This window comes from Bacillus sp. 22475, assembly GCF_052044835.1.
Taxonomy (GTDB): Bacteria; Bacillota; Bacilli; order Bacillales; family Bacillaceae_G; genus Bacillus_A; species Bacillus_A cereus.
Genome location: NZ_JBQENW010000027.1, coordinates 41,641 through 66,276 on the forward strand (window position 1 = coordinate 41,641; position 24,636 = coordinate 66,276).

The window sequence follows — 24,636 nt, forward strand, 5'->3', positions numbered from 1 at the left end:
CTAACTTACATCATTTACTTGTGTTAGTTTTTGGGAAAGACGGGAATTTATACTTAAAAATTGAAAGTTCATAAAGAAAAGGAAGAGTGGTGAATGGCTCTTCCTTTTTAGCATTTTAATTTGTTTTTTGTTCTTTAATAGACTTCACTAATTTCATCATTTCCGCTCGTATATCTTCTCTTTTTACATTTAATTTTTCGGCAATTTGTTTAATGTCCATTCCATCTTTTTTCATTTTTAATACATCATCAAGAGGGGTATTGCTTTTTTGAGAGATGATTGTTAACACAGTAAGGTGACGCAATTTGATGTTATATTCTTTCATTTTTTGCTTTAGCTGATCCGGTGTGGATTTTTGCATAGTTGCTAACTGTTGTAGCAGTGCTTGCTTTGTTTCTTTATTCATATGATGCTTTTTCAGCTTACTTGGATCTACACCGAAATGCTCGGCTGTTTTCTCCCAAGATTTATTTTGTTTATAGTAAGCTAAAACGTCTTTTATTTCTTTTTTACTAATTTTTGCAATGTGGGCAGCTTTCCAAATTTCATGTTTGTTATAGCCGAGCTTTTCTAGCGACTGCATTTCTTCTTCTGAAATTGGTTTATGGTGATGCATTGTTACTTCTTTCGGTGTGGCAGCGGACGTAGGGAAGGTGGATATCCCACATAATAATGCTGCCATAGTCATACTTACTGCGATTTTTTTGTACATGTAAACTCCTCCTAGATGGATAATGTAGAAAACTGTACACATATCATTTCCATAAAATGTGAAATACTTGTGAACAAATCAAGTTTTTTTATTCACAGTATGGAATGATGTTTTTAGAAGTTTTCCAACATAAAACATTGATTAATAGTAAAAAACTAAGGTATAATCGAAATTGAAAATCAATATCAATACTAACGATAAACTTATACATATAGATAAAAATAAGGGAGAGATAAATATGACTACATATACTTCCATCGCAAATGTGATTAAAGAAAGACGTTCTGTACGTACATTTACAGATAAAGCAGTAGAAAAAGATTTATTAATTGAACTATTAAACGACGCAACATGGGCACCTAATCATAAGCACCGTGAACCATGGAATTGTAAACTATACATTGGAGAAGGACGCAAGAAATTAGTGGATGCAGTATTAAACTCTTTCACAGAAGAAGAAAGAGCGAAACGCGGTAAAATTTTATCAGATCGTTTTTTAAGCACACCTGCACAAATCGTTGTATATATGAATGAAGATCCACGTCAAATTCAGCGTGACGAAGATTACGCTGCAACATGTGCATTTATGCAAAACTTCCAACTTCTTGCTTGGGAACGTGGATTAGGTTGTGTTTGGAAATCAGGCGGATTAAACTACAATCCATTATTTATAGAAGGAATCGGTTTAACAAGAGGCCAACGTATCGTTGGAATTCTTCATATCGGCTATTTCGATAAAGCACCAGAAGGAAAATCTCGTACTCCGATTACGGAGAAGATGGAGATTATTGAAGGTTAATAGATGAGACATTCTCGTTTTTGCGGGGGTGTCTTTTTATTATGCAATCAATCCTCATGAAAGCTTGTTTTTCATCATACACTTTCTTAAGGGAAAGTGTAAGGAGGGAAAATAATGAGAGCAAGTGACGATAAAGCACTGCAATATGCGATTGCGGAAATTACGGAAATTGCGACTGGATTTGGGCTTGATTTTTATCCGATGCGTTATGAAATATGTCCAGCGGAAATTATTTATACATTTGGTGCATATGGGATGCCGACAAGGTTTTCACATTGGAGTTTTGGAAAACAATTTTTCAGAATGAAATTACAATACGATTTAGGACTTAGTAAAATATACGAACTCGTTATTAACTCTGATCCATGTTACGCCTTTTTATTAGATACGAACTCTTTAATTCAAAACAAATTAATTGTAGCGCACGTTTTAGCACACTGTGATTTCTTCAAAAATAATATTCGTTTTTCAAATACGAAGCGAGATATGGTAGAGAGTATGGCCGCAACAGCGGACCGTGTGAAAGCGTATGAGCATAAGTACGGAAAGGCAGAAGTAGAAACATTTTTAGATGCGGTGCTCGCTATTCAAGAACATATTGATCCGTCACTTATGCGTCCGAAACTTGCGTGGAGTATCGATGATTTAGAAGAGGAAGAAGTAGAAAAGAAAAAGGTATCACAATACGATGACTTATGGAATTTAGATAACCGAAATAAAAAACAAGAACGCTCTAATATACGTAAAAAGAAGAAAATCCCGCCGCAACCAGAGAAAGATTTACTCCTCTTTATTGAAGAATATAGCCGTGAGCTAGAAGATTGGCAGCGTGATATATTAACGATGATGCGTGAGGAAATGTTATATTTTTGGCCGCAGCTTGAAACGAAAATCATGAACGAAGGCTGGGCGTCCTACTGGCATCAACGCATACTTCGTGAAATGGACTTAACATCTGATGAAGCAATTGAATTTGCGAAATTAAATGCGGGTGTTGTACAGCCATCAAAAACAAGCATTAATCCATACTACCTCGGTATTAAAATGTTTGAAGATATTGAAGAACGGTACAACAATCCAACAGAAGAAATGAAACGACGAGGCGTAAAACCAGGATCTGGCCGTGATAAAATGTTTGAAGTACGCGAAATTGAATGGGACGTATCGTTCCTAAGAAACTACTTAAATAAAGATCTTGTTATGCGAGAAGATATGTACTTATTCCAGCGCCAAGGAAAAGAATATAAAGTAATAGATAAAGAATGGGAGAATGTGCGTGATCAACTCGTAAATATGCGGACAAATGGTGGGTTCCCGTACTTAGTAGTAGAAGATGGAGACTACTTAAAGAACGGAGAATTATACATTAAACATAGTTACGAAGGAATCGAGCTCGATTTAAAATACTTAGAAAAAGTATTACCATATCTTCATCAGCTATGGGGAAGAACGGTGCATATGGAGTCCATTGTGGAGAGTAAGGGCGTTGTGTTTTCTTATGATGGGAAGATGGTGCATCGGAAGTATGTGTGAGTAGAAGAACGGACATAGGATACTGTGTCCGTTCTTTTTTATTTAAAATAGGAAAAATATTCTATTCTTGAAAAAAGGGAGTTACATAGAGAAATGGAGTAATCCAAATGAGCAAAATAGGGGTATGTAAGGTTGATATTACACCGCCTGTAGGTATTGATTTTGTCGGATATCATAGAGAGACAGGCATAAATAATGTTGAAGAACGTATTTACGGGACAGTTTTTGTATTTGAAAAAGATGAATCAAAGTGGATTCGTTTTTTGTTTACCAGACAGGACGTATATTTGATGATAATTTCTCTGTATTTTCTTTAGTAACGAATGTTGTTAAATCTTCTTTTAGCATTTGCATTCGTTCTGTACCTATGTTTTCAATCCATCGCTGTTCTATTTCAGCTACTATTTCTTCTTTTGCTTTCATTACTGCTAAACCACGTTCGGTTAAAACGATGATTTTACCCCTTTTATCAGTAGGGTGTGTTTTACGTGTAACGTAGCCACTATTCTCAAGAGAATCCACCATTTTACTTATAGCTTGTTTGGAAATCCCTAAATACTCAGCTAGCTCTATACCAGTTGCCCCATTAGGAAGGATGCGTTTGAACATAAAACCATGTGCTGGCCTAATATCTTCAAATCCTAATTCACTTAATTTGTCATGTAGCTCAGTAATTAATGTGCTAAATGATAATGATAAAAGCGATGTAAGATCTAACTCGTTAAATTTTTGATCCATATATATAACCTCCGCGCTTGTAGTCAATTAAGTTGACTATATGTAATGTCTATTGTACTATACATAATATAGTCAATCAAATTGACTATATTATGTTGGTAGAACAAATAATGATTTATATAATATAGAATCAATGGAGGTTTCATATGGTCAATATCGTAAAAGTTAGAGGGAGTGTCTTTGCACCGTATGCATCGCTGGAACCTATTAAGGACCCTGCAACAGGAAGAGTGTTTGAATATGCTGGAGATGCACGTGAGTTTACACCACAAGCTGTGAACACAAAGCGTTCAAGGTTAGAACAAGAAGTAAATATTGATTTTTATAAAAGAGAAATTTTCACATATGCAGATGCTTGTATCGTCACCGTGAAGATTACAAATCCAGATGGCTCAATTGAGTATCAAAAGGGAGAAACAAGTACAGAAAACATTGTATGTACAAATATTGTATGGAGTGAAGAGGAAGTTTCATTTGAAATGAGAGCAAGTGCAAGTAACCCTTTAAACGCAGCAGCACCTGCAGCTGATTATTTTTTGACTATACGAGCTAATGAAAGTGGTACTGTGAATATTGAAGGTGTACATGATGGTTTCCCTTGCTATGAATTTTATAAACAAGTAGATTTTGGTTCGTTTGAATTAATATACAAACATGATTTCAGAAAAACGGATGATACCCCAGCAGCACTAGCTGGAGAGATGGAATATAGCTTTAAAACGATAATCTAGCTGTAAATATAGCGCTATTTTTCAGAAGGAAGTAGCAAGCGTAAAAGAGAAAGCTATTTATTATGATAGCGAGATTGTGGGCTGTTTTACTCAAGATTATGCCGTATCTAAAATAAAATTATAGAGGTGTTTCTTATGACTAATATCGTGAAAATTAGAGCCAGTGTATTTATTCCAATGTCTTGGACTGAGGCTAAGAAGGATATGGAAACAGGAAAAGTAATTCAATTCGAAGGTGATTCACGTGAATTCACACCGTATGCGGTAAATGCGATGCGCTCTAGAGTTGAGCAAGAGGTAGTAGTGGATTTTTATAAAGAAGAAGTGTTTTCATATGCGAACACGGGTATTACGACAGAGAAGGTTACGAATCCAGATGGTTCTGTGAATAAAAGAACAGGAAAAGCGAGTACTGAAAATATTGTGTGCACGAATATCGTATGGAATCCTGATGGTGTGCAATTTAAAATGAGTGCGAGTGCAAGTAATCCATTAAATATATATGCACCTCCTGTAGATTATTTATTACATGTATGTGTGAAAAAGGATGGTAGTATTGATATTCAAGGAGAGCATGATGGATTCCCTTGTTTTGAATTTTATAAGCAAGTAGATTTCGATTCATTTGAAAAAATATATACACATGATTTTAGAGAAACTGGTGATACAGCTGCAGCACTAGGTGGAGAAATGGATTATAGTTTTACAAGGAGTTTATAAGAAGTAAGATAATAATGCAGTGTAGTTGAGAAATGCAAAAGTCAATAAAATCAGTGGCTTTTGCATTTTTACTATACGTTAGAAAGGTTCAAAAAACAAAAAGCTTTACAATATACCCTTGAGGGTATATGCTATTATACAAAGTTACAAAGTAATGTATAATATAGTTACGATTACGGAGGTGGTCTATAGTGGAATATAATCAAGATATGAAAAATAGATTGAAACGTATTGAAGGTCAAGTTCGTGGTGTGCTTCGTATGATGGAAGAAGGAAAAGATTGCCGAGAAGTTATTACACAGTTAACAGCATCTCGTTCTGCCCTTGATCGTACAATTGGGCTCGTTGTTGGAACGAATTTAGAGCAATGTTTGCGTGAACAGTTTGAAAGTGGTAATGGTTCAAATGAAGAGTTAATTAAAGAAGCTGTTCAATTACTTGTAAAAAGCCGATAATCTGTCAAACATAAGTGTTGACAGATTTTCAAAAACGTTTTAATATACCCCTACAGGTATATGTATATAAATTGTGGAGGAATCGATTATGAGTATAAAAGTGGATATGAGTTTAGATTGTAAAGGTTTGGCTTGTCCGATGCCTATTGTGAAAACGAAGAAGGCGATAGAAGGATTGGCACCAGGGCAAGTGATTGAAGTTAAGGCAACAGATAAAGGATCTACGGTAGATATAAAAAGTTGGGCGAGTAAAGTAGGACATCAATATATCGGGACGAAACAAGAGGGGGATGTATTGGTGCATTATGTTAGGAAAGCAAACGAGCATGAAGTGAATGAAGTTGTGAAATATCCTCATACAATTACGAATGCAGAATTACAGTCTATATTGTCTCATGGAGAAGAGAGCATTGTATTAGATGTTCGCGAAGCAGCGGAATTTGCTTTTGGCCATATTCCATCCGCCATTTCGGTACCATTAGGTGAATTAGACAGCGCAGTGTTAGATGAGACGAAGCAAATTTATGTTATTTGCCGAACTGGTAATCGCAGTGATATAGCTTGCCAAATGTTGAATGAGAAAGGTTATTTAAATGTGAAAAATGTCATTCCAGGTATGATAGAGTGGCAAGGGAATATAGAGAAGTAAATTTTTTTTGAACGAAAATATACCTATGGGGGTAATTAAATGAATGTTAAACCGTTACAAGCAAAAGATGTGGCAGAGAAAGTTTTATTCGGAGAGTTATTCATTTTAGATGTTCGTAATGAGACGGATTATGAAGATTGGAAAATTGAAGGGAAACAAGTTTCTTCTATTAATAAATCTTACTTTGACTTGTTAGATGGTGTAGATCATATTGTAAGTGAATTACCTAAAGATAAAGATGTTTTAGTAGTATGTGCAAAAGAAGGGTCTTCTATATTTGTGGCAGAGCAATTAACAGAGGCGGGATTCGCAAATATTTATTATTTAGCTGGTGGCATGAAAGCTTGGAGTGAATATGTGAAGCCGTTAAAAGTAGGGGATGTACAGGGCGGAGGAAGTATATATCAATTTAATCGTCTTGGAAAAGGCTGTTTATCTTATATGATTGTTTCTAACGGTGAAGCAGCAGTTATTGATGCAGTAAGAACGGTTGAAGCATATGAGGAGTTTGCGAAAGAGAATGGCGTTACGATTACGAATGTAATGGATACACATTTACATGCAGACCATATTTCCGGAGGACGTAAGTTAGCGGAAAAGGTAGGTGGTACGTATTGGTTACCACCAAAAGATGCAGAGGAAGTTGTTTTCTCATACGAACCGCTTGTTGAAGGATCTGTTATTACGGTGGGGGGTACTAAAATTGTAATTGACGCGTTATACTCACCAGGGCATACGATTGGAAGTACGTCATTCATTGTAGATGATTCTTATTTATTATCAGGCGATATTTTATTTGTAGATTCAATTGGGCGTCCTGACCTTGCTGGTAAGGCTGAAGATTGGGTGAGTGATTTAAGAAATACGTTATATACACTTTATAAGGAACTGTCTCAAGATTTAATTGTTTTACCAGCTCATTATTCAAAAATAAGTGAAATGGATGAAAGAGGCATTGTGAGTGCGAGCTTACAAGATCTATTTAAAGAGAATGTAGGGTTAAATATTGCTGATGAAGTAGAGTTTCGTAAAACTGTGACAGAGAACTTACCACCACAACCAAATGCATATGAAGAAATTCGTCAAACGAATATGGGGAAAATTCATCCGAGTGTGGAAGAAGAGCGTGAAATGGAGATTGGCCCAAATCGTTGTGCAGTGCATGAGTCATTATAAAAATAACAAATTGGAGGAATTGATGATGAATATAAAACAAGTATTAGATGCGAAAGGTTTAGCATGTCCAATGCCGATTGTAAGAACAAAGAGAGCGATGGATGCTCTACAAACTGGAGAAGTGTTAGAAATACATGTAACGGATAAAGGGTCAGTTAAGGATATTCCAGCGTGGGCAAATAAAAGTGGTCACGACATCGTAAAGCATGTAGAAGAAGCTGATGTGCTGAAATTTTGGATTAAGAAGGCGTAGGAAAAAATATTGTTATAAATGCAGAGAGGGTGGTTATATGAACACGATAGTAAGTACGCTTTCCATTGTACTTGCTGCATGGTTTGTTATTTCACGATTTTTACCAGTGAAAGGTGTGCAAAATATCAGTGGAAAAGAATTAAAGAATATAGTGGAAAAAAAGGGGAAACAACTTATCGATGTTCGTACAGTAGGTGAATATAGAGGAAATCATATGAAAGGATTTCAGAATATCCCGTTAAATGAGTTAGCTAGTAGAGCAAGTCAGTTAGATAAAAATATGGAAGTAATCGTTATTTGCCAAAGTGGAATGAGAAGTAAGCAAGCTGCAAAGATGTTGAAAAAACTAGGGTTTCAGCAAGTAATAAACGTTTCAGGTGGTATGAATGGTTTGTAAGGAAGGAGTATCAAGATGAAAGAAATAACAGCGAAAGAAGTAGAGGAAAGATTATTACGAAGTGAAGAGTTACTTATAATTGATGTTCGTGAAGTAGAAGAAGTGGCGGAAGGGAAAATTCCAGGAGTGCTTCCTATTAGGTTAGGTCTACTAGAGTTTCGAATGCATGAGTTGGATAAAAAGAAAGAGTATATTATCGTTTGTCGCTCTGGCGCGAGAAGTGCAAGAGCAGTTCAGTTTTTAGAGAGCTACGGTTTTCAAGCGATCAATATGGTAGGTGGTATGTTAGCTTGGGAAGGTAAAGTCATATAGCATAGAGATAAAAGATTTGAGCCTTTTTATAAACAATTAAATACCCCTATAGGTAATTTGGAGGAGGAACAACATGGAACAGCAGAAAAAAACGACAATCGTGTTATTTAGCGGAGATTACGATAAAGCAATGGCTGCTTATATTATTGCAAATGGTGCAGCGGCGTATGACCAAGAGGTAACTATTTTTCATACTTTCTGGGGATTAAATGCTTTAAGGAAAGATGAACATGTGAATGTAAAGAAAACATTTATAGAAAAAGTATTTGGAAAAATGATGCCACGCGGTGCTGATAAGATGGGATTATCCAAAATGAATTTTGCTGGCATGGGGCCGAAGATGATTAAAGGCATTATGAAAAAACATAACGCAATGCCTTTGCCAGATTTAATTGATTTGGCGAAAGAACAAGGAATTAAACTTGTAGCTTGTCAAATGACAGTAGATTTATTAGGGTTAAAAGAGGAAGAGATTATGGAAGGGGTAGAGTTTGCAGGTGTAGGGGCATATTTAGCAGATGCTTCGGATGGGAATGTAAACTTATTCATTTAAATCACCTTCTTTTTAGAAGGCGGGGGATGTAAGGTGAGCTTAGTATTATTACTTTTTATAATTGGGTTTATAGGATCATTTATATCAGGAATGGTTGGAATTGGCGGTGCGATTATTAATTATCCGATGATCTTATATATTCCAGTATTGTTAGGATTTACTGGCTATACGTCACATGAAGTGAGCGGGATTACAGCGGTACAAGTATTCTTTGCAACTTTTGCAGGTGCGTGGGCATATCGGAAAAGTACTGATATGAATAAAACGTTAGTTGTGTATATGGGAGCTAGTATATTAATAGGAAGCTTCATAGGGAGTTTCGGTGCTAACATATTAGAGGAACATACAGTCAATGTTGTTTATGCAGCATTAGCTACAATTGCAGCTATTATGATGTTTGTACCGAAACAAAATAATAGTGGAGATGTGAAGTATAATAAATGGTTAGCAAGCTTGTTAGCGTTCGTTGTAGGGGGAGCCTCAGGCATTATAGGAGCTGGAGGTTCGTTCCTTTTAGTTCCCATTATGCTAGTTATTTTAAAATTACCACTGCGCATGACGATCGCAACATCTATCGCTATTACGTTTATTTCCTCAATAGGGATTACTACAGGAAAAGTGATTACTGGGCAAGTAGTTATCATTCCAGCTCTAATTATTGCGGTTGCCAGTATATTTGCTGCGCCACTTGGAGCACGAGTCGGGAAGAGGATAAATCAAAAAGTACTGCAATATATGTTATCGATTTTGATTGTAGGTACTGCTGTTAAGATGTGGATTGATATGTTATCGAAATAAAAGGATGGGCTGCAAGCAGCGCCATCCTTTTATTTATCCTGCTATTTGAAGGCAGATTGATTACGCCCAAATAACTTTCATTAAGTTTTTATATTCGTCATTTGCTAATTTATATAGCATTCTCGTATGTTCAAAGACAAGTGCCGGATTAAAGTTTGGTTCTGAGAATGCAAGAGATGTTGAAATATCAATTGCATTTTGCTTGTTTAATGTGAATTTTGCAAAGCGATAAGATGTATTTAATTCATTGATGACATGTAAAATATCATTTGTTGATGTTGCATCAGGCACGTGAGCAACATTGAAGCAGTATATATCCACCGTAGGATGTTCGTTTTGGAAAGCAGCGATAAGTTGAATTTTTGCGCCAGCTTCAGTCTCTAATCCTACTGAAAAATGAACAGAGCCATCATTTTCATCTATATTTTCTTCCATGTATATATCGTTGGATTTTAAGTAGTCTTTAAAATCTGAGATGTTATGTTTTACTGCAGCTTTCATATGTATGAGCCCCCTGATAATTGGAATAGATTGCTACTATTTATTATAATTTAAAAATATTAAAAAAGATAGTTAGAAAGTTCTGATTTTTAGTTTTGACGAAATAAAAAGAAGCAGTACTCTACCTCCATAGAGTACTGCTTCTTTACTATTCATTGTCGTTAGACGATGTTTCTGTATCTTCACTGCTATTTTTGTTCTTATTTTTCACTTCATTGTTACTTGATTTGCGTTCACTTGAATTTTCAGACTTAGATTCTTTTGTCTTTTTCGAATCAGAGTCTGAGTCAGACTTTGTATATGCAGGTAGTCCAAGATGAGTACGAAGTTCATTTGTAACATTAGCTAATTCTTTTTTATCTGGATTGTAGTAGTAAGTTCGGCCACCACCAGCAGATTTGCTACATGTGTCGTCACCTTTTGCCATATAGCAGTCATCACCTTGAATTTGTAATTTCTCAATTTCCGCATCCGATCCATATTTATAGAATGAAAGCATATCATCAAATGTTAAGTTTGTAACGAATTGTCCGTTAATATCATCAATGATGTTGCCAACTTTTGTTACAGATCCAACATTTGTTAGTTTCTTTAAAATAGCTTCGATAACGAGTTGTTGACGTTGTCCGCGCATTGCGTCACTATCGATGTGTCTTGTTCTAGCAAGAGCAAGAGCTTCTTCGCCATTTAACTTTTGAACACCTTTTTCTAGGTGAATTGCCTCAGCATTATCATTGCTATCTTGCTCAGTAAATTCAACTGGTACATCAACTTCAACACCGCCCAAGTCATCGACAATTTTTATAAATGATTTAAAGTTAAATTTTACAAAATAATCGACAGGAACATTCATTAATTTTTCAACTGCATCAATGCTTGCTTGTGGTCCACCATTTTTTCCGTTTTTAGCAGAACCGAATGCATGAGCGTGTGTAATTTTATCTTTTTTCTTTTCTATTGGAATATAAGTATATGTGTCACGTGGGATACTTAATAGTTTAACAGTTTTGCTATCTTTATTAAAAGTTGCAAGTAAAAGCGCATCTGTTCTTATAGCGTCACCATATTCTTTTCCCCGGACATCACTTTCATCAACACCCATTATTAAAACAGAGACATTATTTGTAATAGGTTTTACAGCTTTATCACGTAAATCAGATTTATCACCGCGTGCTAAATCGTGTGCGGCATTTCGAACAGCAGAAGATGCTTTATTTACTAAAAACCAAGTATAACCGCCGCCTATTAATAAAACGAATAGTATAGCGCTTATAATAACTTTTATTTTTTTCTTATTTCTTTTCGGGTTACTGCGTGTATTTTCTTGCAAAGATGGGTTTTGCTCCATTTCCTGTACTCCTTCATTTGGATTGAAATACGACACTCATATCCACTTATTATAATGAAATTTAGCGAAAAAAAACATTACAAATCATTTACATTTCGTAAAAATTCAATTTATTTATAAAAAGTCAGATTTTTTATATATTATTTTTCAGATGTAGAATAAGTATAAGGGCTTTTAGTAGAAATGAAAATATATATTATGAGAAAGTGATAGGGAAGTAAGATTTGTTGAAATATAGCCAAGAAGAAATGAGTAGGCTTACTTGTTTTTTCTATATAATAAAGAAGAATTTGACGGATAAAGGAGAGAGCATAATGAATCATACACCATTCCGAGCAATCGTTGTGAACGAAACAGAAAGTAAGCAGTTTGTAAGAAACGTTGTAGAGAGAGAAGTAAGTAGTTTACCTGAGGGGGACGTATTAATACAGGTTCATTATTCTTCATTAAATTATAAAGATGCCCTTTCAGCTACTGGTAATAAAGGTGTTACGAGAACGTATCCTCATACGCCAGGAATTGATGCTGCAGGAGAAGTTGTGAGTAGTGAAGATAACGCCTTTAAGATAGGAGATCAAGTTATTGTAACGGGATATGACTTAGGTATGAATACCTCTGGTGGTTTCGGAGAATATATTCGCGTACCATCATCTTGGATCGTGCCTTTACCAGAAGGAATGTCATTAAAGGAAAGTATGATGTATGGGACAGCAGGTTTTACAGCTGCTTTGTCGGTATATAAGCTTATTGGAGCAGGGATAAAGCCTAGTATGGGAGATGTTTTAGTAACGGGTGCTACAGGCGGCGTAGGGAGTGTAGCTGTTAGTATATTAAGTAAGTTAGGGTTTAACGTAGTAGGAGCGACAGGAAAAATGGAAGAGGAAGAAATGCTACTACGTCTAGGAGCGAAAAAAGTGATTCATCGCGCGGAATTGAATGATGAATCAGGAAGACCGATGTTAAAAGGGATATACGCCGGAGTTATTGATACTGTAGGTGGACATATGTTAGAAACAGCTTTAAAAACAGTAAAGTATGGTGGTTGTGTAACGACTTGCGGTAATGTGGCAGGCCAGGAATTACATACAACGGTATATCCGTTTATTTTACGAGGCATAAGCCTTTTAGGGGTAGATTCTGTGCAATGTCCAGTAGACGTAAGAAGAGATGTGTGGACGCTTTTAGCGAATGAATGGGGAAATAAAGAGTTACTATCTTATACAGAAGAATGTACATTAGAAGAATTAGAGAAGAAGTTTACACTTATATTGCAAGGAAAGTTAAAAGGAAGAACAGTTGTTAAAATATAATGAAAAAAGAGACGCTTAAGTTAGCGTCTCTTTCTTATTATAATGATTGTTTTAAATTGATTTTTCCTTGTTCCCCTAAAACACCATCAGCGATATTTACAGCGTGATCGCCAATGCGCTCTAAGTTACTTACCATATCGACGAAGATGATACTTGCATCACCTGAACAGCTGCGTTCGTTTAGACGTAATACGTGACGTTTACGAAGAACACGTTCCATTTGGTCGATTTTGCGTTCTTTTGCAATAACAGTTTGAGCTAGTTCAGTATCGAAGTTTGTTAAAGCTTCAACTGAGTCTTGCAGTGTTGAAATCGTTAATTCTAACATTTCGTTTAATTCGGCTAATGCTTCGTCTGATAGTGAAACACGATTTGAAATTTGGAAATCTACAAGTTCTACAAGATTTTCTACATGATCACCGACACGTTCAATATCCCCAACAACACCTGCTAATACGGAATGTTTTTCAGAATCCGTAGGTGAAAGAGGCTTTTCTGATAGTAAAACTAAATACTCGGTAATCTTTTTATCTAAATTGTTAATAGCTCCTTCTAATTGAGTAGCCATGTCAGCGTGTTTTTTGTCTTGTGTATTTAAAAATTGGTTTGCTTCTTTTAATCCGTGTAATGAGAACTCAGCCATACGGATAATCTCTTTTTGAGCTTCTGTTAAAGCGATGGCTGGAGATTGTTCAATAAAGATTGGATTTAAATGTTGCGGTTTGAAATTAATAGCAGAATCTTCGCCGCGAATAATTTTTGTTACAATCCATGCTAATACTGCAATGAATGGGAACTGAATGATCGTATTTGTTACGTTAAATGTTCCGTGTGCAAATGCAATGGTCATTTCTGGATTTAAGTTTAATGACGTTTGGAAATATTGAATTAAACTTGTAAATGGTACTAATAAAATTGTAAAGATAATTGAACCGATAATATTAAAGATAACGTGAACTAATGCTGCACGTCTTGCTGCAATTGAAGTACCGATTGCTGCTAATACTGCTGTAATTGTCGTACCGATGTTATCACCGAATAATACAGGAAGAGATGCTTGTAAATCGATTGCACCTTGACCGAATAGTTCTTGTAAAATACCGATTGTTGCACTTGAGCTCTGTACAATTAAAGTGAAGACTGTACCGACAACAATTCCTAAAATTGGATTATCACTCATACTAACCATTAAATCTTGGAATGACTCTAAAGAACGAAGAGGTTTCATACCTGCGCTCATTAATTCTAAACCGAAGAATAACATACCAAAACCGAATACAACTTGACCTACAGAATGTACTTTTTTATTTTTAAAGAAGAATAGTAAGATAGCTCCAACTGCCATAACTGGGAGAGCATATTCTCCGATTTTAATTCCGATAATAAATGCAGTAACTGTCGTACCGATGTTTGCACCCATAATAACACCGATTGCTTGTCTTAATGTCATAAATCCGGCACTTACAAGTCCGACTGTTAAAGCGGTTGTTCCTGAACTTGATTGGATTAATACAGTAACTAACATACCAGCTAGTACACCCATTAGTGGGTTTGTTGTAAAACGATCTAGAATATCGCGAAGACGATCTCCAGCTGCTTGTTGCAGTCCATCGCCCATGTATTTAATCCCGAATAAGAAAATACCTAATCCACCAATGAATTGGAAGATCATTTCTTGAACATTATATTCCACGCATTCCACTCCTTAAATTTCATGTACGCTGTAATTATTAACTGAACCTTGAGTCACTGTAAACGGTTTGCTAGTAAAATTTACACTAAATTTACAAAGAGATGAAAAGTTTACAATCCTTTAAAGAAACGGGTGTATTTTATTGGTTTTCATCTTGTATAAATCTTAATTTTGTAAAGAAATCACACTTTTTAGAATAATAATGTTCAGTCGAATATTAAGGAAAGCGTCTGCGAGTTCATCGTATATTTTTGGATGAAAGTTAAAAAAATATGTAGGAAAATGCATGTAGTTTTATAACAGTAACATGAGGGGAAACAATTCTTTTAACACGATAAAAAAGCCACTGAATTATCCAGCAGCTTTTTCCGTGTTTTTATCGCCATGCTTTTGTTTTCTTATGCTTGTAATGTAAATGAAGAGAAAAGCAATAAGTAATAGAGAGGAGTAACGATATACAGTTGCATAGTTTGTAAAATGTGCAATGAATCCGAAAATAATTGCTCCGGCACCAATTCCAAGGTCAAATGCGGAGAAGAATGTAGCTGTTGCTACGCCGCGTCGATGCGGTGCTACGCGGTCAATCATCCATGCTTGTAGTGCAGGTTGAATCGCTCCAAAACCACTTCCGTAACATGCTGCAGCAATAATTAAGCTTGGAATTGTCGTCGTATACGACAATAAAATAATACCTGCGAACGTTATAATAACCCCTGGAATGATGACGAATGTATGGCCTTTCGTATCATATAATTTTCCAGAAAATGGACGAGTTACAGCGATTGCTAGCGCGTTACATAAAAAGAAGAGACTAATATCAGCAATGCCAACTTCGGTAGCGAATAGTGTGATAAAGCTGCCGATTCCGCCGTACATTAATGTAATACATAATATTAATAATGAAGGAAGTAAAGCTTTACGCTCAATAAATCCATCGAGAAAAGTACCAGATGATTGTTTTGGTGGTTGTTTCGTTTTTTGGATTTGAAGTAGTTTCGTTAAAATTAATGAAACGATTGTGCATGAGAGTGCACATAAAAAAAGAACGTTGAAATTATATGCTTGCATAAGCCATAGTCCGATAAGTGGACCGAGAGCCATTGCAATTGTTCCAGAAAGGCCGAAATATCCCATGCCTTCTCCGCGGCGAGCTGATGGAATTAAATCAGAAACGACAGTTCCGTATGTAGTCGTTGTAATACCGAAACCAGCTCCGTGTAAAATACGAACAGCAAGCAAAAGAAAGATAGTTGAGGCGAAAAGGTAACTGCCCATAGCGAGTAAACAAATAGCAGTACCAATCATTAAAATGATTTTTTTATTGAATTTTTGCAAGGCGTTCCCAGTTAGCGGTCTAACAAAAAGTGCCGCAACGGTAAACATGCCGACAACAAATCCGATATTGGAACTTGTACCACCAATTTCCTTCACATAAACAGGTAAGGTTGGAATTAACATTTGAAACCCTAAAAACATACATAAGTTTGCAAAAATTAAAGCGACAAACTCTTTTGTCCATAACGGTTCTCGTTTTACGAGTATTGCTTCTCCCATATATTCATCCCCTATATAAATTTTATCTCTTTTCTTTCGAGTATATGTATTGGCCAATGCAACAGTCAAGGAAGGTGTCTTGAAAACGGATACCAATTTTCAAGGTAAAAAACTGACAAATTTGTGTAAACGCTACACAACTATGAAAAAAAGATGTAAAGTATAGATGTATAGACTTGTAGGTGTTAAGAATGATAGAAATTGTTTTTTCTTTAAAGAAAGCGGATTCAAAAAAGTAGTGAACAAGATGGGGATATATACTTTTTCACTACATATATTTGAAAAGGTTTACAATATGACGAAGAAAGAGGCGTGTACATATGAGACGATTAGGTATTTCTATTTATCCAGAACATTCAACAGTAGAGAAAGATAAGGAGTATTTAACATTAGCAAGTAAATATGGATTTACACGTGTGTTCACATGTTTATTATCTGTGGATGGAGAAAAAGAGAAAATTATAGAAGAATTTAAAGAAACGATCTCTCATGCGAATGCATTAGGGTTCCAAGTATTAGTTGATATTAGTCCATCTGTTTTTGAACAATTAGGTATTTCGTATAATGATTTATCATTCTTCCATGAATTAGGTGCGTACGGTATTCGTTTAGATGTTGGTTTCTCAGGATTAGAAGAATCAATTATGACTTATAATCCGTATGGTTTGAAAATTGAGATTAATATGAGTAATGGTACGAAGTATGTAGATAACATTATGAGTCATAGACCAAATCGTGAAAATTTAATTGGTTGTCATAATTTTTATCCGCATCGTTATTCAGGGTTATCATACGATCATTTCATTAAATGCTCGAAACAATTTAAAGAGTACGGTATGAGAACGGCTGCTTTTATTTCATCATTTGATGCAACATACGGACCTTGGCCAGTAACAGAAGGGTTATGTACATTAGAGCAGCATCGTGAATTACCGATGACAACACAGGCGAAGCATTTATTCGCGACGGAATTAATTGATGATGTTATTATTGCAAACGCATATGCGTCAGAAGAAGAATTAAAAGCACTAGGTGCATTAAATAAAGAGAAACAAACATTTGATATAGAACTATATGATACAACGACAGAACTAGAAAGAATTATCGTATTAGATGAACCACATTTTTATCGTGGAGATGTATCAGAATATATGATTCGCTCTACACAAAGTCGCGTGAAATATAAAAAAGAAGAGTTTAAACCTCATAATACGCGCGAGATTAAGCGTGGAGATCTTTTAATTGATAATGAGCAATACGGTCAGTATAAAGGCGAATTACAAATTGCATTAAAAGATATGGTGAATACAGGAAAAACAAATGTAGTTGGGCGAATTGTAGAAGAAGAAATTTTCTTATTAGATTATTTACAAGCGTGGGATAAATTCGGATTTACATTAAAGAAATAGATAAAATATAAAGGGGAAAAACTACTGACTTCAGCAGCTTTTTCCTTTTTATATATAAAGAGCGAGAGGAAGAGCTATGACAAAGGTGCAGCAGCGATTAATTTCTATTTTGGAGGAGTTTTTAGAAGAGAAATCGATGTTAAATCGAGCTTTTTTAGCGAGCCGTTTACATGTATCAACGAAGACGATTCAAAAGGATATAAAATTATTAAATGATATATTGGAAGAAAACGGAGCGAAAATCGAATCGCAAAGAGGGACTGGATACGAATTAGAAATTATACAAACGAAGAAATTTGAAGACTTTTGCGTGAGTCTATTTCAAAAACAGACGGAAAAGATCCCAACTTCTTATGAAGAAAGAATAGCGTACATTCTGCAACGTGTTTTAACAACAGAGGGATATGTGAAGCTTTCAGAATTAGCGGAAGAGATTTATGTGAGCAAATCAACGGTCAATTTAATTATGAAAGATGTTACAGATATATGTGGTCGCTATAAATTACAAATTGAGAAGAGACCGTATTATGGTATACGTATTGTTGGAGAGGAATTTAATATTCGTTCTTGTTTATCACAATATGGTTTACCGCGTTATGACCATACGCCGTTTCATGAGCAATTTGAGCAGACAGAGACATATGTATCGCTACCTCACATATCACTCATTCGTTCAATTATATTAAAGTATATTGAGGGTGGAACAATATACTTATCTGATATAGAAATTGATAATTTAGTCATTCATATTGCAATCGCATTAAAGCGTTGTCAAAGTCAACATTATATGAAAGGACTGCATGCGGAGCAATCGGAACTTATAATAAAGAAAGAATATACAATTGCGAAGCAAATTTTAGGAGATTTAGAGAAAGAGTTAAAACTTTCATTTCCAGAAGAAGAAGTATTATATGTGACAATGCATTTATTAAGTACTGCTGTTACAGCGAGAGATCGCTATGAAAATGTAGAAGAGTTATTAGGAAAAGATATATATGCATTTATGCAACATATTCTTTTTAAAGTAGCGGAAGAACGGAATCTTATTTTTTATTATGATGAAGAATTATTATTTGGATTTGGTGTTCATTTAAAAACGTTATTAAATCGTTTGAAGTATAAGTTAAATACGAGAAATCCTCTTTTGGCAGAAGTGAAAAAGAATTATCCGTATGCTTTTGAAATTGCGGTTCTTGTTGGAGATATCATTGGTGAATATACGGGTGAATCGATCCCTGAAAGTGAAATTGGTTATATAGCAATTCACTTCGGCGGAGCGATGAGCCGTTTGCAGGAGCAAAATCAAAAGAAAAGATGCTTATTAGTTTGTGCGACTGGTCAAGGAAGTGCACAACTATTAAAATATAAAATTTTATCACAGTTCCGAGATAAATTAGAGATTATAGGTATTACAGGCTATTATCAATTGAAAGTAGAAGATCTTTATAAAGAAAAAATAGATTGTATTATTAGTACGATTCATATACCGAGTGGCTTGCCTGTTCCAGTTATAAAAGTGAATTCAATATTTGATGATAAAGAGATTAAATCGATTGGTCAGCGGTTGTTTACGCATGTGAATAATAGTGTGCAGCAATATATTAAGGAAGATTTAATCTTTTTAAATCATAGTGCTTCTACGAAAGAGGATGTTATTCAGTTTTTATGTGAGAAAGCTGCTGAAAAACATTATGTACAAGAAAACTTTTATGCTTCTGTTATGGAAAGAGAAAATACGTCTCCGACAGCGGTTGGGAATTTAGTTGCGATTCCGCATCCGATGCAGTTATTAAGTGAGAAAACCTTTTTGATGTTTTGTACACTTGCAAAGGCTGTTGATTGGGGAGATAAAAAAGTACAAGTAATTATTTTATTTAGTGTAAAGCGCAATAATAATGAAGACTTACAAAGGCTTTATGATTTTTTATATGATATTATGTCTAGTCAAAGTGCGATAGAGAAGCTAACTCAGACCGAGGTAATTGAAGATTTTCAAGAGATTTTACTATCGTTTTGAAAAAGTATATAAAAACTTCCGTTACATAACGGAAGTTTTTTATGTTTAATTGTATGCGTTTTCATAATAAGATAAAAATATAGAAAATATATAGTTTGGGGGAATTTAAAATGACTGATATGCAAACTCCATTTGCGTTAATTTTACATGGTGGCAACGCGAGAAGCGCGGCGCTTGAAGCAATCGCTTTTGCAAGACAAGGAGATTTTGAGAATGCGAGTGAAAAGATGGAACTTGCTAGTGAAGAAATTTCAGCAGCTCATCGTATTCAAACGGATTTAATTCAAGAAGAGGCAAGAGGAAATCATGCAGAAATCAGTTTACTGTTAGTGCACGCACAAGATCATTTAATGAATGCAATTACAGTGAAAGAACTGGCTGAAGAATTTATTACCCTTCATAAACGAATGGAAGAGAAAGTGACAGTATAAGATGTACATTTTATTATGTTGTGCAGCAGGTATGTCAACGAGTATGGTCGTAAGAAAAATGCAAGAAGAGGCAAAAAAACAGGGGAAGAATTATAAAATTAAGGCGGTTGATTCAGAACTTGTGAAACTTGAAATAAAGGAAGCCGATGTCGTTTTAATCGGTCCACAAGTGAAATATTTATTTCCAGCTGTAGAGTTTCTTGCAAACTCATACAACATACCAGTTGCGATTATAGACCAACGAGATTACGGCATGTGTGATGGTTTGAAAGTGCTTAAACAAGCAGAACAATTAGTTTTAGCATGATTATATTTTTTTAAATATAAACATTATAATGTTATAAACTTTGTTTCATTCTTTCATAGTAGAGAGAAAGAGGAGGAGTATTGATGAATGGGTTTATGAGTTTTATGGAACAAAAGATTATGCCAACAACGCAAAAGATTGCAGGACAACGACATTTATTAGCAATTCGTAACGGGGTTATTTCTACATTACCGTTAACGATCGTCGGATCATTTTTCGTTATCTTTTTAAACTTACCAATTGATGCATATATGGAATGGATTGCACCGTTTCGCCATATTTTAGATATTCCATTCCGATTTACAGTAGGACTAATGGCCTTATACGCAGCATTTGGAGTAGGGGCTTCGCTCGCGAACTTTTATCAACTCAATCAATTAAGTGCAGGGCTACTATCTGTACTCGCCTTTTTACTAGCATCAGTTGAACCAATTCAAATTACGAAAGCTGTACCAGGTGTTATTGATGCAGGTAGATATATTTCAGTAGGAACATTAAGCGCAACGTCTTTATTCGGCGCAATTGTGACAGCATTAATTGCAGTAGAAATTTATCATTTTATGATTAAGCATAATATCTCAATAAAATTACCAGACAGTGTACCACCAGCAGTTTCAAATTCGTTTGCAGCATTAATTCCAACATTAGTAGTTATTCTTCTATTCTGGGGCATTCGCTACGGTTTGAAATTCGATGTGAATACAACAATTACATACTTAATCGCACCATTAAAATCAGTACTAGTAGGAAATAACTTATTCGGTGGTTTATTAACAGTATTCTTAATCGTGTTCTTCTGGTCATTTGGTATACATGGACCGGCGATTTTAGGACCAATCATTCGTCCGATGTGGGATTCAGCAATTCTTGAAAATATGGAAGTGTTCACGGCTACAGGAAATGCACATCAGTTACCAAACTTATTTACAGAGCAATTCATTCAATGGTTCGTATGGATTGGCGGATCAGGCTCAACGTTAGCTTTAGTAATTATGTTTATGTTTTCTAAATCTAAGTTCCTAAAAGAGTTAGGTAGACTATCATTCGTACCAGGTTTATTCAATATTAACGAGCCAATTATTTTCGGGGCTCCGATTGTAATGAACCCAATCTTAATTATTCCGTTCGTTATTACACCGCTAGTGACAACGACAGTATCATATTTCGCAGTTGTTTCAGGTATGATTCCACTCATGATGGCGAAACTGCCATTTACGATGTTAGCACCAATTGCAGCGATTATTAGCACGGACTGGACAATTATGGCTGGTGTACTTGTACTTGTTAACTTTGCGATCTCATTCGTTATTTACTATCCATTCTTCAAAATGTATGAGAAACAACAATTAGCAGGAGAGGAGAAAACAGAATGCTCGGAGCAATTATCATCTTAATTACATTCGTGGTCGGACAGTGTATTGCCCATTATTCGAAATGGGTACAAAGTAAATCTTTATTAGTGTTACTACTAGTATCAGTTTTATTTATCGGTTGTTCAATGGGGGCATATGTAATGTTAGGTCTACACTCACCGTACGTAATTATTGTACCGACAATTTTATGTGCAACATGTTTATCTGCAAAATATAGATTTACGAGCATGGCATTAATACAACGTGTGAAGGAGATGCAAAAACATGGAGCGTAAATTAGGAATTTCACTTTATCCAGAACATTCAACGAAAGAAAAAGATATGGCATATATTTCGGCAGCGGCACGACACGGTTTTTCAAGAATATTTACTTGTTTGTTATCTGTGAATCGTCCGAAAGAAGAAATTGTATCTGAATTTAAAGAGATTATTAATCACGCAAAAGATAATAATATGGAAGTTATTCTAGATGTAGCTCCGGCTGTGTTTGATCAGCTTGATATTAGTTATAGCGATCTATCATTTTTCGCAGAGTTAGGCGCAGACGGTATTCGTTTAGATGTAGGATTTGACGGGTTAACTGAAGCGAAAATGACGAATAATCCGTACGGTTTAAAAATTGAACTAAACGTAAGTAACGATATTGCGTACTTAGAAAATATTCTTTCGCATCAAGCGAATAAATCAGCTTTAATTGGCTGTCATAATTTTTATCCGCAAAAATTCACTGGTCTTCCGTACGATTATTTCATTCGTTGTAGTGAACGTTTTAAAAAGAACGGAATTCGCACGGCAGCCTTTATTACATTACATGCCGCAAACATCGGTCCATGGGATATTAACGATGGATTATGTACGTTAGAACAACATCGTAATTTACCAATTGAAGTACAAGCGAAGCATTTATGGGCGACAGGGCTAATTGATGATGTCATTATCGGAAATGCTTATGCGAGTGAGGAAGAGTTAGAGAAACTAGGAAACTTAAATCGATACATGTTACAGCTGAAAGTACAATTTGTAGACGAAGCGACTGAAGTAGAGAAGAGAGCGACACTGCAAGAATTACATGTAAGACGCGGCGACATAACAGAGTATATGGTACGTTCTACAGAAGTACGTAAAAAGTACAAAGACTATGACTTCCCAGTGCGCAAAAGTGTACTACAGGAAAGAGGGCAAGTTGTAATTGGTAACAACTCATTTGGTAAGTATAAAGGTGAACTGCAAATCATTCTAAAAGAAATGCCGATAGATGAACGGAAAAATATTGTCGGTATAATTGCGGAAGAGGAGTTATTCTTACTAGATTATGTAGGGGCTTGGACGCAGTTTACTTGTGTGGAATAGAGGAAATAGGAGAGGATGCTGCGGCATCCTCTTTTTTCTGTTGAAATGAAAGTCTATCATATATAGAATGCAAAGAGATAGATTTAATTTGGGGGGGAGAGAAGGAGATGGAAGGGTATATAGATAGTTTATTAAGGCGGATGGCTGATGAGGATACAGAGGTTAGGCATCGTGCTTATGATGAAGCAAAAGAGCTAAATGACCTATTAACGTTTCCTTATTTACAGCAGAAGGTAACTAAAGAAAAAAAGATAGCTATGAAGAAAGATATGTATTATGTAATGACGAAACTTGCTATTAATACGAAAGAGATCTGTATTGCTGATTATCTTATAGATTGTTTGGGATGTGAACAAAACCCGACTTTGTTAAGTGAACTGCTTATTAATATTTATACATTGCCAGAAGTAAGTGATACAAATAAAATTATTCCGTATATTTACCATAAAAACGATGGTGTTCGTTATTGGGCTATTTCTTCCTTAAAGTTATGTAAATCATTAGAAGCGGAGAGTGCTTTACTAAAGTTGCTGGATACTCAAGAAAATAAAGATGAGATTACAAATATTTGTTATACCTTGCTTGAGATTGGAACAAATCAATCGATTCTGCCGTTAACAAAGCTTTTATATAGTAATAGTGCTTATATTCGTTCAGCAGCTATTGAGACTTTAGCAGAAATCGGAAGAAGAGACTTACAAGTAGTTTATATTGAAGCTTTACAGGATAGAAATGTCATGGTGAAATATGAAGCTGTTCGAGCTATTTATACGTATGGCGACGAAATGGCAATGAGACCAATTTGCGAACGTGTGAATAAAATTGTTGCTAGAAGACGTAAAAATGAAGTAGAGCCTACGGATGAAGCAGAGATTATCATTGCTCTTCGTTTCTTACATAAGTTTGTTGATCATGAAGAAGTTTTAAAGATATTTGATAAAGTGTACAAAAAACGTGAAAACTTGTTTATGTCGGAGAGGAAGTGGCTTCGAGACAATATTGCTTACTTTCAAGAGAAAGAAAGAATGTAAGAATCATAAAAAAGAGCTGAACTGCACCCCAATTGTTAGACACAGTCTAACAATTGGAGGTGCAGTTTTTCTATGGCTAAATTTACAGCTGATGAAAAAATACAAATCGTTCTACGTTATTTGAACGGAAATGAAAGTTATCGAGAAATGGGTAGATCGCTCGGTATAAGTGACACAATCATTTTGAATTGGGTAAACCAATATAAACAGAATGGTCTGGAAGCTTTTCTAAAACGATGTACAAATTACACACAACAATTTAAACTAGACATACTAAACTTTATGATTGAAAACGGTATGTCCTTATTTGAGACAGCAGCTATCTTTAATATTCCTGCCCCTTCAACGATTTCTGTTTGGAAAAAACAGCTCGAAACACAAGGAATTGATGCCCTTCAATCTAAGAAAAAGGGGCGTCCATCCATGAAAAAAGATTCAAATAAACAATTAAAACAACCTTTAGCTGAAGGGTCAGTCGAAGCACTT

At 35.3% G+C, this 24,636-nt stretch carries 28 protein-coding genes and 1 pseudogene; 23 read left to right on the top strand and 6 right to left on the bottom strand.

Going from position 1 to position 24,636, the window contains the following annotated elements; genetic code table 11:
• Positions 1-115: 115 nt before the first annotated feature.
• Positions 116-712, bottom strand: coding sequence for a hypothetical protein (locus ACTJJY_RS26365; RefSeq protein WP_440606982.1), 597 nt, complete (start codon positions 710-712; stop codon positions 116-118).
• 238 nt (positions 713-950) lie between these two features.
• On the opposite strand from ACTJJY_RS26365, the gene ACTJJY_RS26370 reads away from it, so the two are divergent.
• The 3 genes and pseudogenes from ACTJJY_RS26370 to ACTJJY_RS26380 all read left to right on the top strand — a co-directional run.
• A complete protein-coding gene (locus ACTJJY_RS26370; protein ID WP_440606983.1) occupies positions 951-1,511 on the top strand; it encodes a nitroreductase family protein in 561 nt (186 codons plus the stop codon).
• 114 nt (positions 1,512-1,625) lie between these two features.
• Positions 1,626-3,044: a stage V sporulation protein SpoVR gene (gene spoVR, locus ACTJJY_RS26375; RefSeq protein WP_097998145.1), complete on the top strand. Its 1,419-nt coding sequence runs from the start codon at positions 1,626-1,628 to the stop codon at positions 3,042-3,044.
• Positions 3,045-3,151: 107 nt separating this feature from the next.
• Positions 3,152-3,301: pseudogene (locus tag ACTJJY_RS26380) on the top strand (neutral/alkaline non-lysosomal ceramidase N-terminal domain-containing protein); the annotation flags it as partial.
• Positions 3,302-3,311: 10 nt separating this feature from the next.
• On the opposite strand, the gene ACTJJY_RS26385 reads toward ACTJJY_RS26380, so the two are convergent.
• Entirely contained in the window at positions 3,312-3,782 is a 471-nt protein-coding gene (locus ACTJJY_RS26385; protein ID WP_440606984.1) for a MarR family winged helix-turn-helix transcriptional regulator, read from the bottom strand.
• 146 nt (positions 3,783-3,928) lie between these two features.
• Here ACTJJY_RS26385 and ACTJJY_RS26390 point away from each other — a divergent pair, with 146 nt between their 5' ends.
• The 10 genes from ACTJJY_RS26390 (at position 3,929) to ACTJJY_RS26435 (ending at position 9,826) form a co-directional block, all read left to right on the top strand.
• A complete protein-coding gene (locus ACTJJY_RS26390) occupies positions 3,929-4,513 on the top strand; it encodes a DUF3238 domain-containing protein (RefSeq protein ID WP_440606985.1) in 585 nt (194 codons plus the stop codon).
• A 135-nt stretch (positions 4,514-4,648) separates the two neighbouring features.
• Positions 4,649-5,233, top strand: coding sequence for a DUF3238 domain-containing protein (locus ACTJJY_RS26395; protein ID WP_440606986.1), 585 nt, complete (start codon positions 4,649-4,651; stop codon positions 5,231-5,233).
• 191 nt (positions 5,234-5,424) lie between these two features.
• Complete coding sequence (locus tag ACTJJY_RS26400) at positions 5,425-5,688, top strand: metal-sensitive transcriptional regulator (RefSeq protein ID WP_000456206.1); 264 nt, start codon at positions 5,425-5,427, stop codon at positions 5,686-5,688.
• An 88-nt stretch (positions 5,689-5,776) separates the two neighbouring features.
• Positions 5,777-6,337 (top strand): sulfurtransferase TusA family protein, encoded by a 561-nt coding sequence (locus tag ACTJJY_RS26405; protein WP_440606987.1) that lies wholly within the window; start codon positions 5,777-5,779, stop codon positions 6,335-6,337.
• A gap of 39 nt (positions 6,338-6,376) precedes the next feature.
• Positions 6,377-7,513 carry an MBL fold metallo-hydrolase gene (locus ACTJJY_RS26410; RefSeq protein WP_440606988.1) on the top strand — a complete coding sequence of 379 codons (1,137 nt, stop codon included), beginning with the start codon at positions 6,377-6,379 and terminating at the stop codon, positions 7,511-7,513.
• 22 nt (positions 7,514-7,535) lie between these two features.
• The gene (locus ACTJJY_RS26415; protein ID WP_050821650.1) at positions 7,536-7,766 is read left to right on the top strand and encodes a sulfurtransferase TusA family protein; all 231 of its coding nucleotides are present in this window, start codon (positions 7,536-7,538) and stop codon (positions 7,764-7,766) included.
• Positions 7,767-7,803: 37 nt separating this feature from the next.
• Entirely contained in the window at positions 7,804-8,163 is a 360-nt protein-coding gene (locus ACTJJY_RS26420; RefSeq protein ID WP_440606989.1) for a rhodanese-like domain-containing protein, read from the top strand.
• 15 nt (positions 8,164-8,178) lie between these two features.
• The gene (locus ACTJJY_RS26425; RefSeq protein ID WP_440606990.1) at positions 8,179-8,475 is read left to right on the top strand and encodes a rhodanese-like domain-containing protein; all 297 of its coding nucleotides are present in this window, start codon (positions 8,179-8,181) and stop codon (positions 8,473-8,475) included.
• A gap of 73 nt (positions 8,476-8,548) precedes the next feature.
• Positions 8,549-9,028, top strand: coding sequence for a DsrE/DsrF/DrsH-like family protein (locus ACTJJY_RS26430; protein ID WP_000437741.1), 480 nt, complete (start codon positions 8,549-8,551; stop codon positions 9,026-9,028).
• Positions 9,029-9,061: 33 nt separating this feature from the next.
• Complete coding sequence (locus ACTJJY_RS26435; RefSeq protein ID WP_440606991.1) at positions 9,062-9,826, top strand: sulfite exporter TauE/SafE family protein; 765 nt, start codon at positions 9,062-9,064, stop codon at positions 9,824-9,826.
• 60 nt (positions 9,827-9,886) lie between these two features.
• On the opposite strand, the gene ACTJJY_RS26440 is transcribed toward ACTJJY_RS26435, so the two are convergent.
• Together ACTJJY_RS26440 and ACTJJY_RS26445 are read right to left on the bottom strand one after the other, a co-directional pair.
• Positions 9,887-10,327 (bottom strand): hypothetical protein, encoded by a 441-nt coding sequence (locus tag ACTJJY_RS26440; RefSeq protein WP_000642362.1) that lies wholly within the window; start codon positions 10,325-10,327, stop codon positions 9,887-9,889.
• A 148-nt stretch (positions 10,328-10,475) separates the two neighbouring features.
• Positions 10,476-11,675 (bottom strand): LCP family glycopolymer transferase, encoded by a 1,200-nt coding sequence (locus ACTJJY_RS26445; RefSeq protein ID WP_440606992.1) that lies wholly within the window; start codon positions 11,673-11,675, stop codon positions 10,476-10,478.
• Between the two features lie 314 nt (positions 11,676-11,989).
• Here ACTJJY_RS26445 and ACTJJY_RS26450 point away from each other — a divergent pair, with 314 nt between their 5' ends.
• Positions 11,990-12,985: a YhdH/YhfP family quinone oxidoreductase gene (locus tag ACTJJY_RS26450; protein WP_440606993.1), complete on the top strand. Its 996-nt coding sequence runs from the start codon at positions 11,990-11,992 to the stop codon at positions 12,983-12,985.
• Between the two features lie 37 nt (positions 12,986-13,022).
• Here ACTJJY_RS26450 and ACTJJY_RS26455 read toward each other — a convergent pair whose 3' ends face one another.
• Entirely contained in the window at positions 13,023-14,678 is a 1,656-nt protein-coding gene (locus ACTJJY_RS26455; RefSeq protein ID WP_440606994.1) for a Na/Pi cotransporter family protein, read from the bottom strand.
• A gap of 351 nt (positions 14,679-15,029) precedes the next feature.
• Positions 15,030-16,232 carry an MFS transporter gene (locus tag ACTJJY_RS26460; protein ID WP_377821318.1) on the bottom strand — a complete coding sequence of 401 codons (1,203 nt, stop codon included), beginning with the start codon at positions 16,230-16,232 and terminating at the stop codon, positions 15,030-15,032.
• Positions 16,233-16,552: 320 nt separating this feature from the next.
• On the opposite strand from ACTJJY_RS26460, the gene ACTJJY_RS26465 reads away from it, so the two are divergent.
• The 9 genes from ACTJJY_RS26465 to ACTJJY_RS26505 all read left to right on the top strand — a co-directional run.
• Positions 16,553-17,641: a DUF871 domain-containing protein gene (locus ACTJJY_RS26465; protein ID WP_440606995.1), complete on the top strand. Its 1,089-nt coding sequence runs from the start codon at positions 16,553-16,555 to the stop codon at positions 17,639-17,641.
• 76 nt (positions 17,642-17,717) lie between these two features.
• A complete protein-coding gene (locus tag ACTJJY_RS26470; RefSeq protein ID WP_440606996.1) occupies positions 17,718-19,658 on the top strand; it encodes a BglG family transcription antiterminator in 1,941 nt (646 codons plus the stop codon).
• Between the two features lie 110 nt (positions 19,659-19,768).
• On the top strand, positions 19,769-20,089 hold the full coding sequence (locus ACTJJY_RS26475; RefSeq protein ID WP_440606997.1) for a PTS lactose/cellobiose transporter subunit IIA: 321 nt from the start codon (positions 19,769-19,771) through the stop codon (positions 20,087-20,089).
• Position 20,090: 1 nt separating this feature from the next.
• Positions 20,091-20,396, top strand: a complete 306-nt coding sequence (locus ACTJJY_RS26480; RefSeq protein WP_000275642.1) for a PTS sugar transporter subunit IIB — start codon at positions 20,091-20,093, stop codon at positions 20,394-20,396.
• Between the two features lie 83 nt (positions 20,397-20,479).
• A complete protein-coding gene (locus ACTJJY_RS26485) occupies positions 20,480-21,790 on the top strand; it encodes a PTS sugar transporter subunit IIC (protein ID WP_001013057.1) in 1,311 nt (436 codons plus the stop codon).
• Complete coding sequence (locus tag ACTJJY_RS26490; protein WP_000900046.1) at positions 21,766-22,044, top strand: hypothetical protein; 279 nt, start codon at positions 21,766-21,768, stop codon at positions 22,042-22,044. The genes ACTJJY_RS26485 and ACTJJY_RS26490 overlap by 25 nt, the downstream gene beginning before the upstream one ends.
• Positions 22,034-23,119, top strand: coding sequence for a DUF871 domain-containing protein (locus ACTJJY_RS26495; RefSeq protein ID WP_440606998.1), 1,086 nt, complete (start codon positions 22,034-22,036; stop codon positions 23,117-23,119). Before ACTJJY_RS26490 ends, ACTJJY_RS26495 begins: the two co-directional genes overlap by 11 nt.
• 107 nt (positions 23,120-23,226) lie before the next feature.
• Positions 23,227-24,150, top strand: coding sequence for a HEAT repeat domain-containing protein (locus tag ACTJJY_RS26500; protein WP_440606999.1), 924 nt, complete (start codon positions 23,227-23,229; stop codon positions 24,148-24,150).
• Between the two features lie 72 nt (positions 24,151-24,222).
• The coding region (locus ACTJJY_RS26505) for a transposase (RefSeq protein WP_440605686.1) at positions 24,223-24,636 on the top strand (414 nt) is incomplete at its 3' end.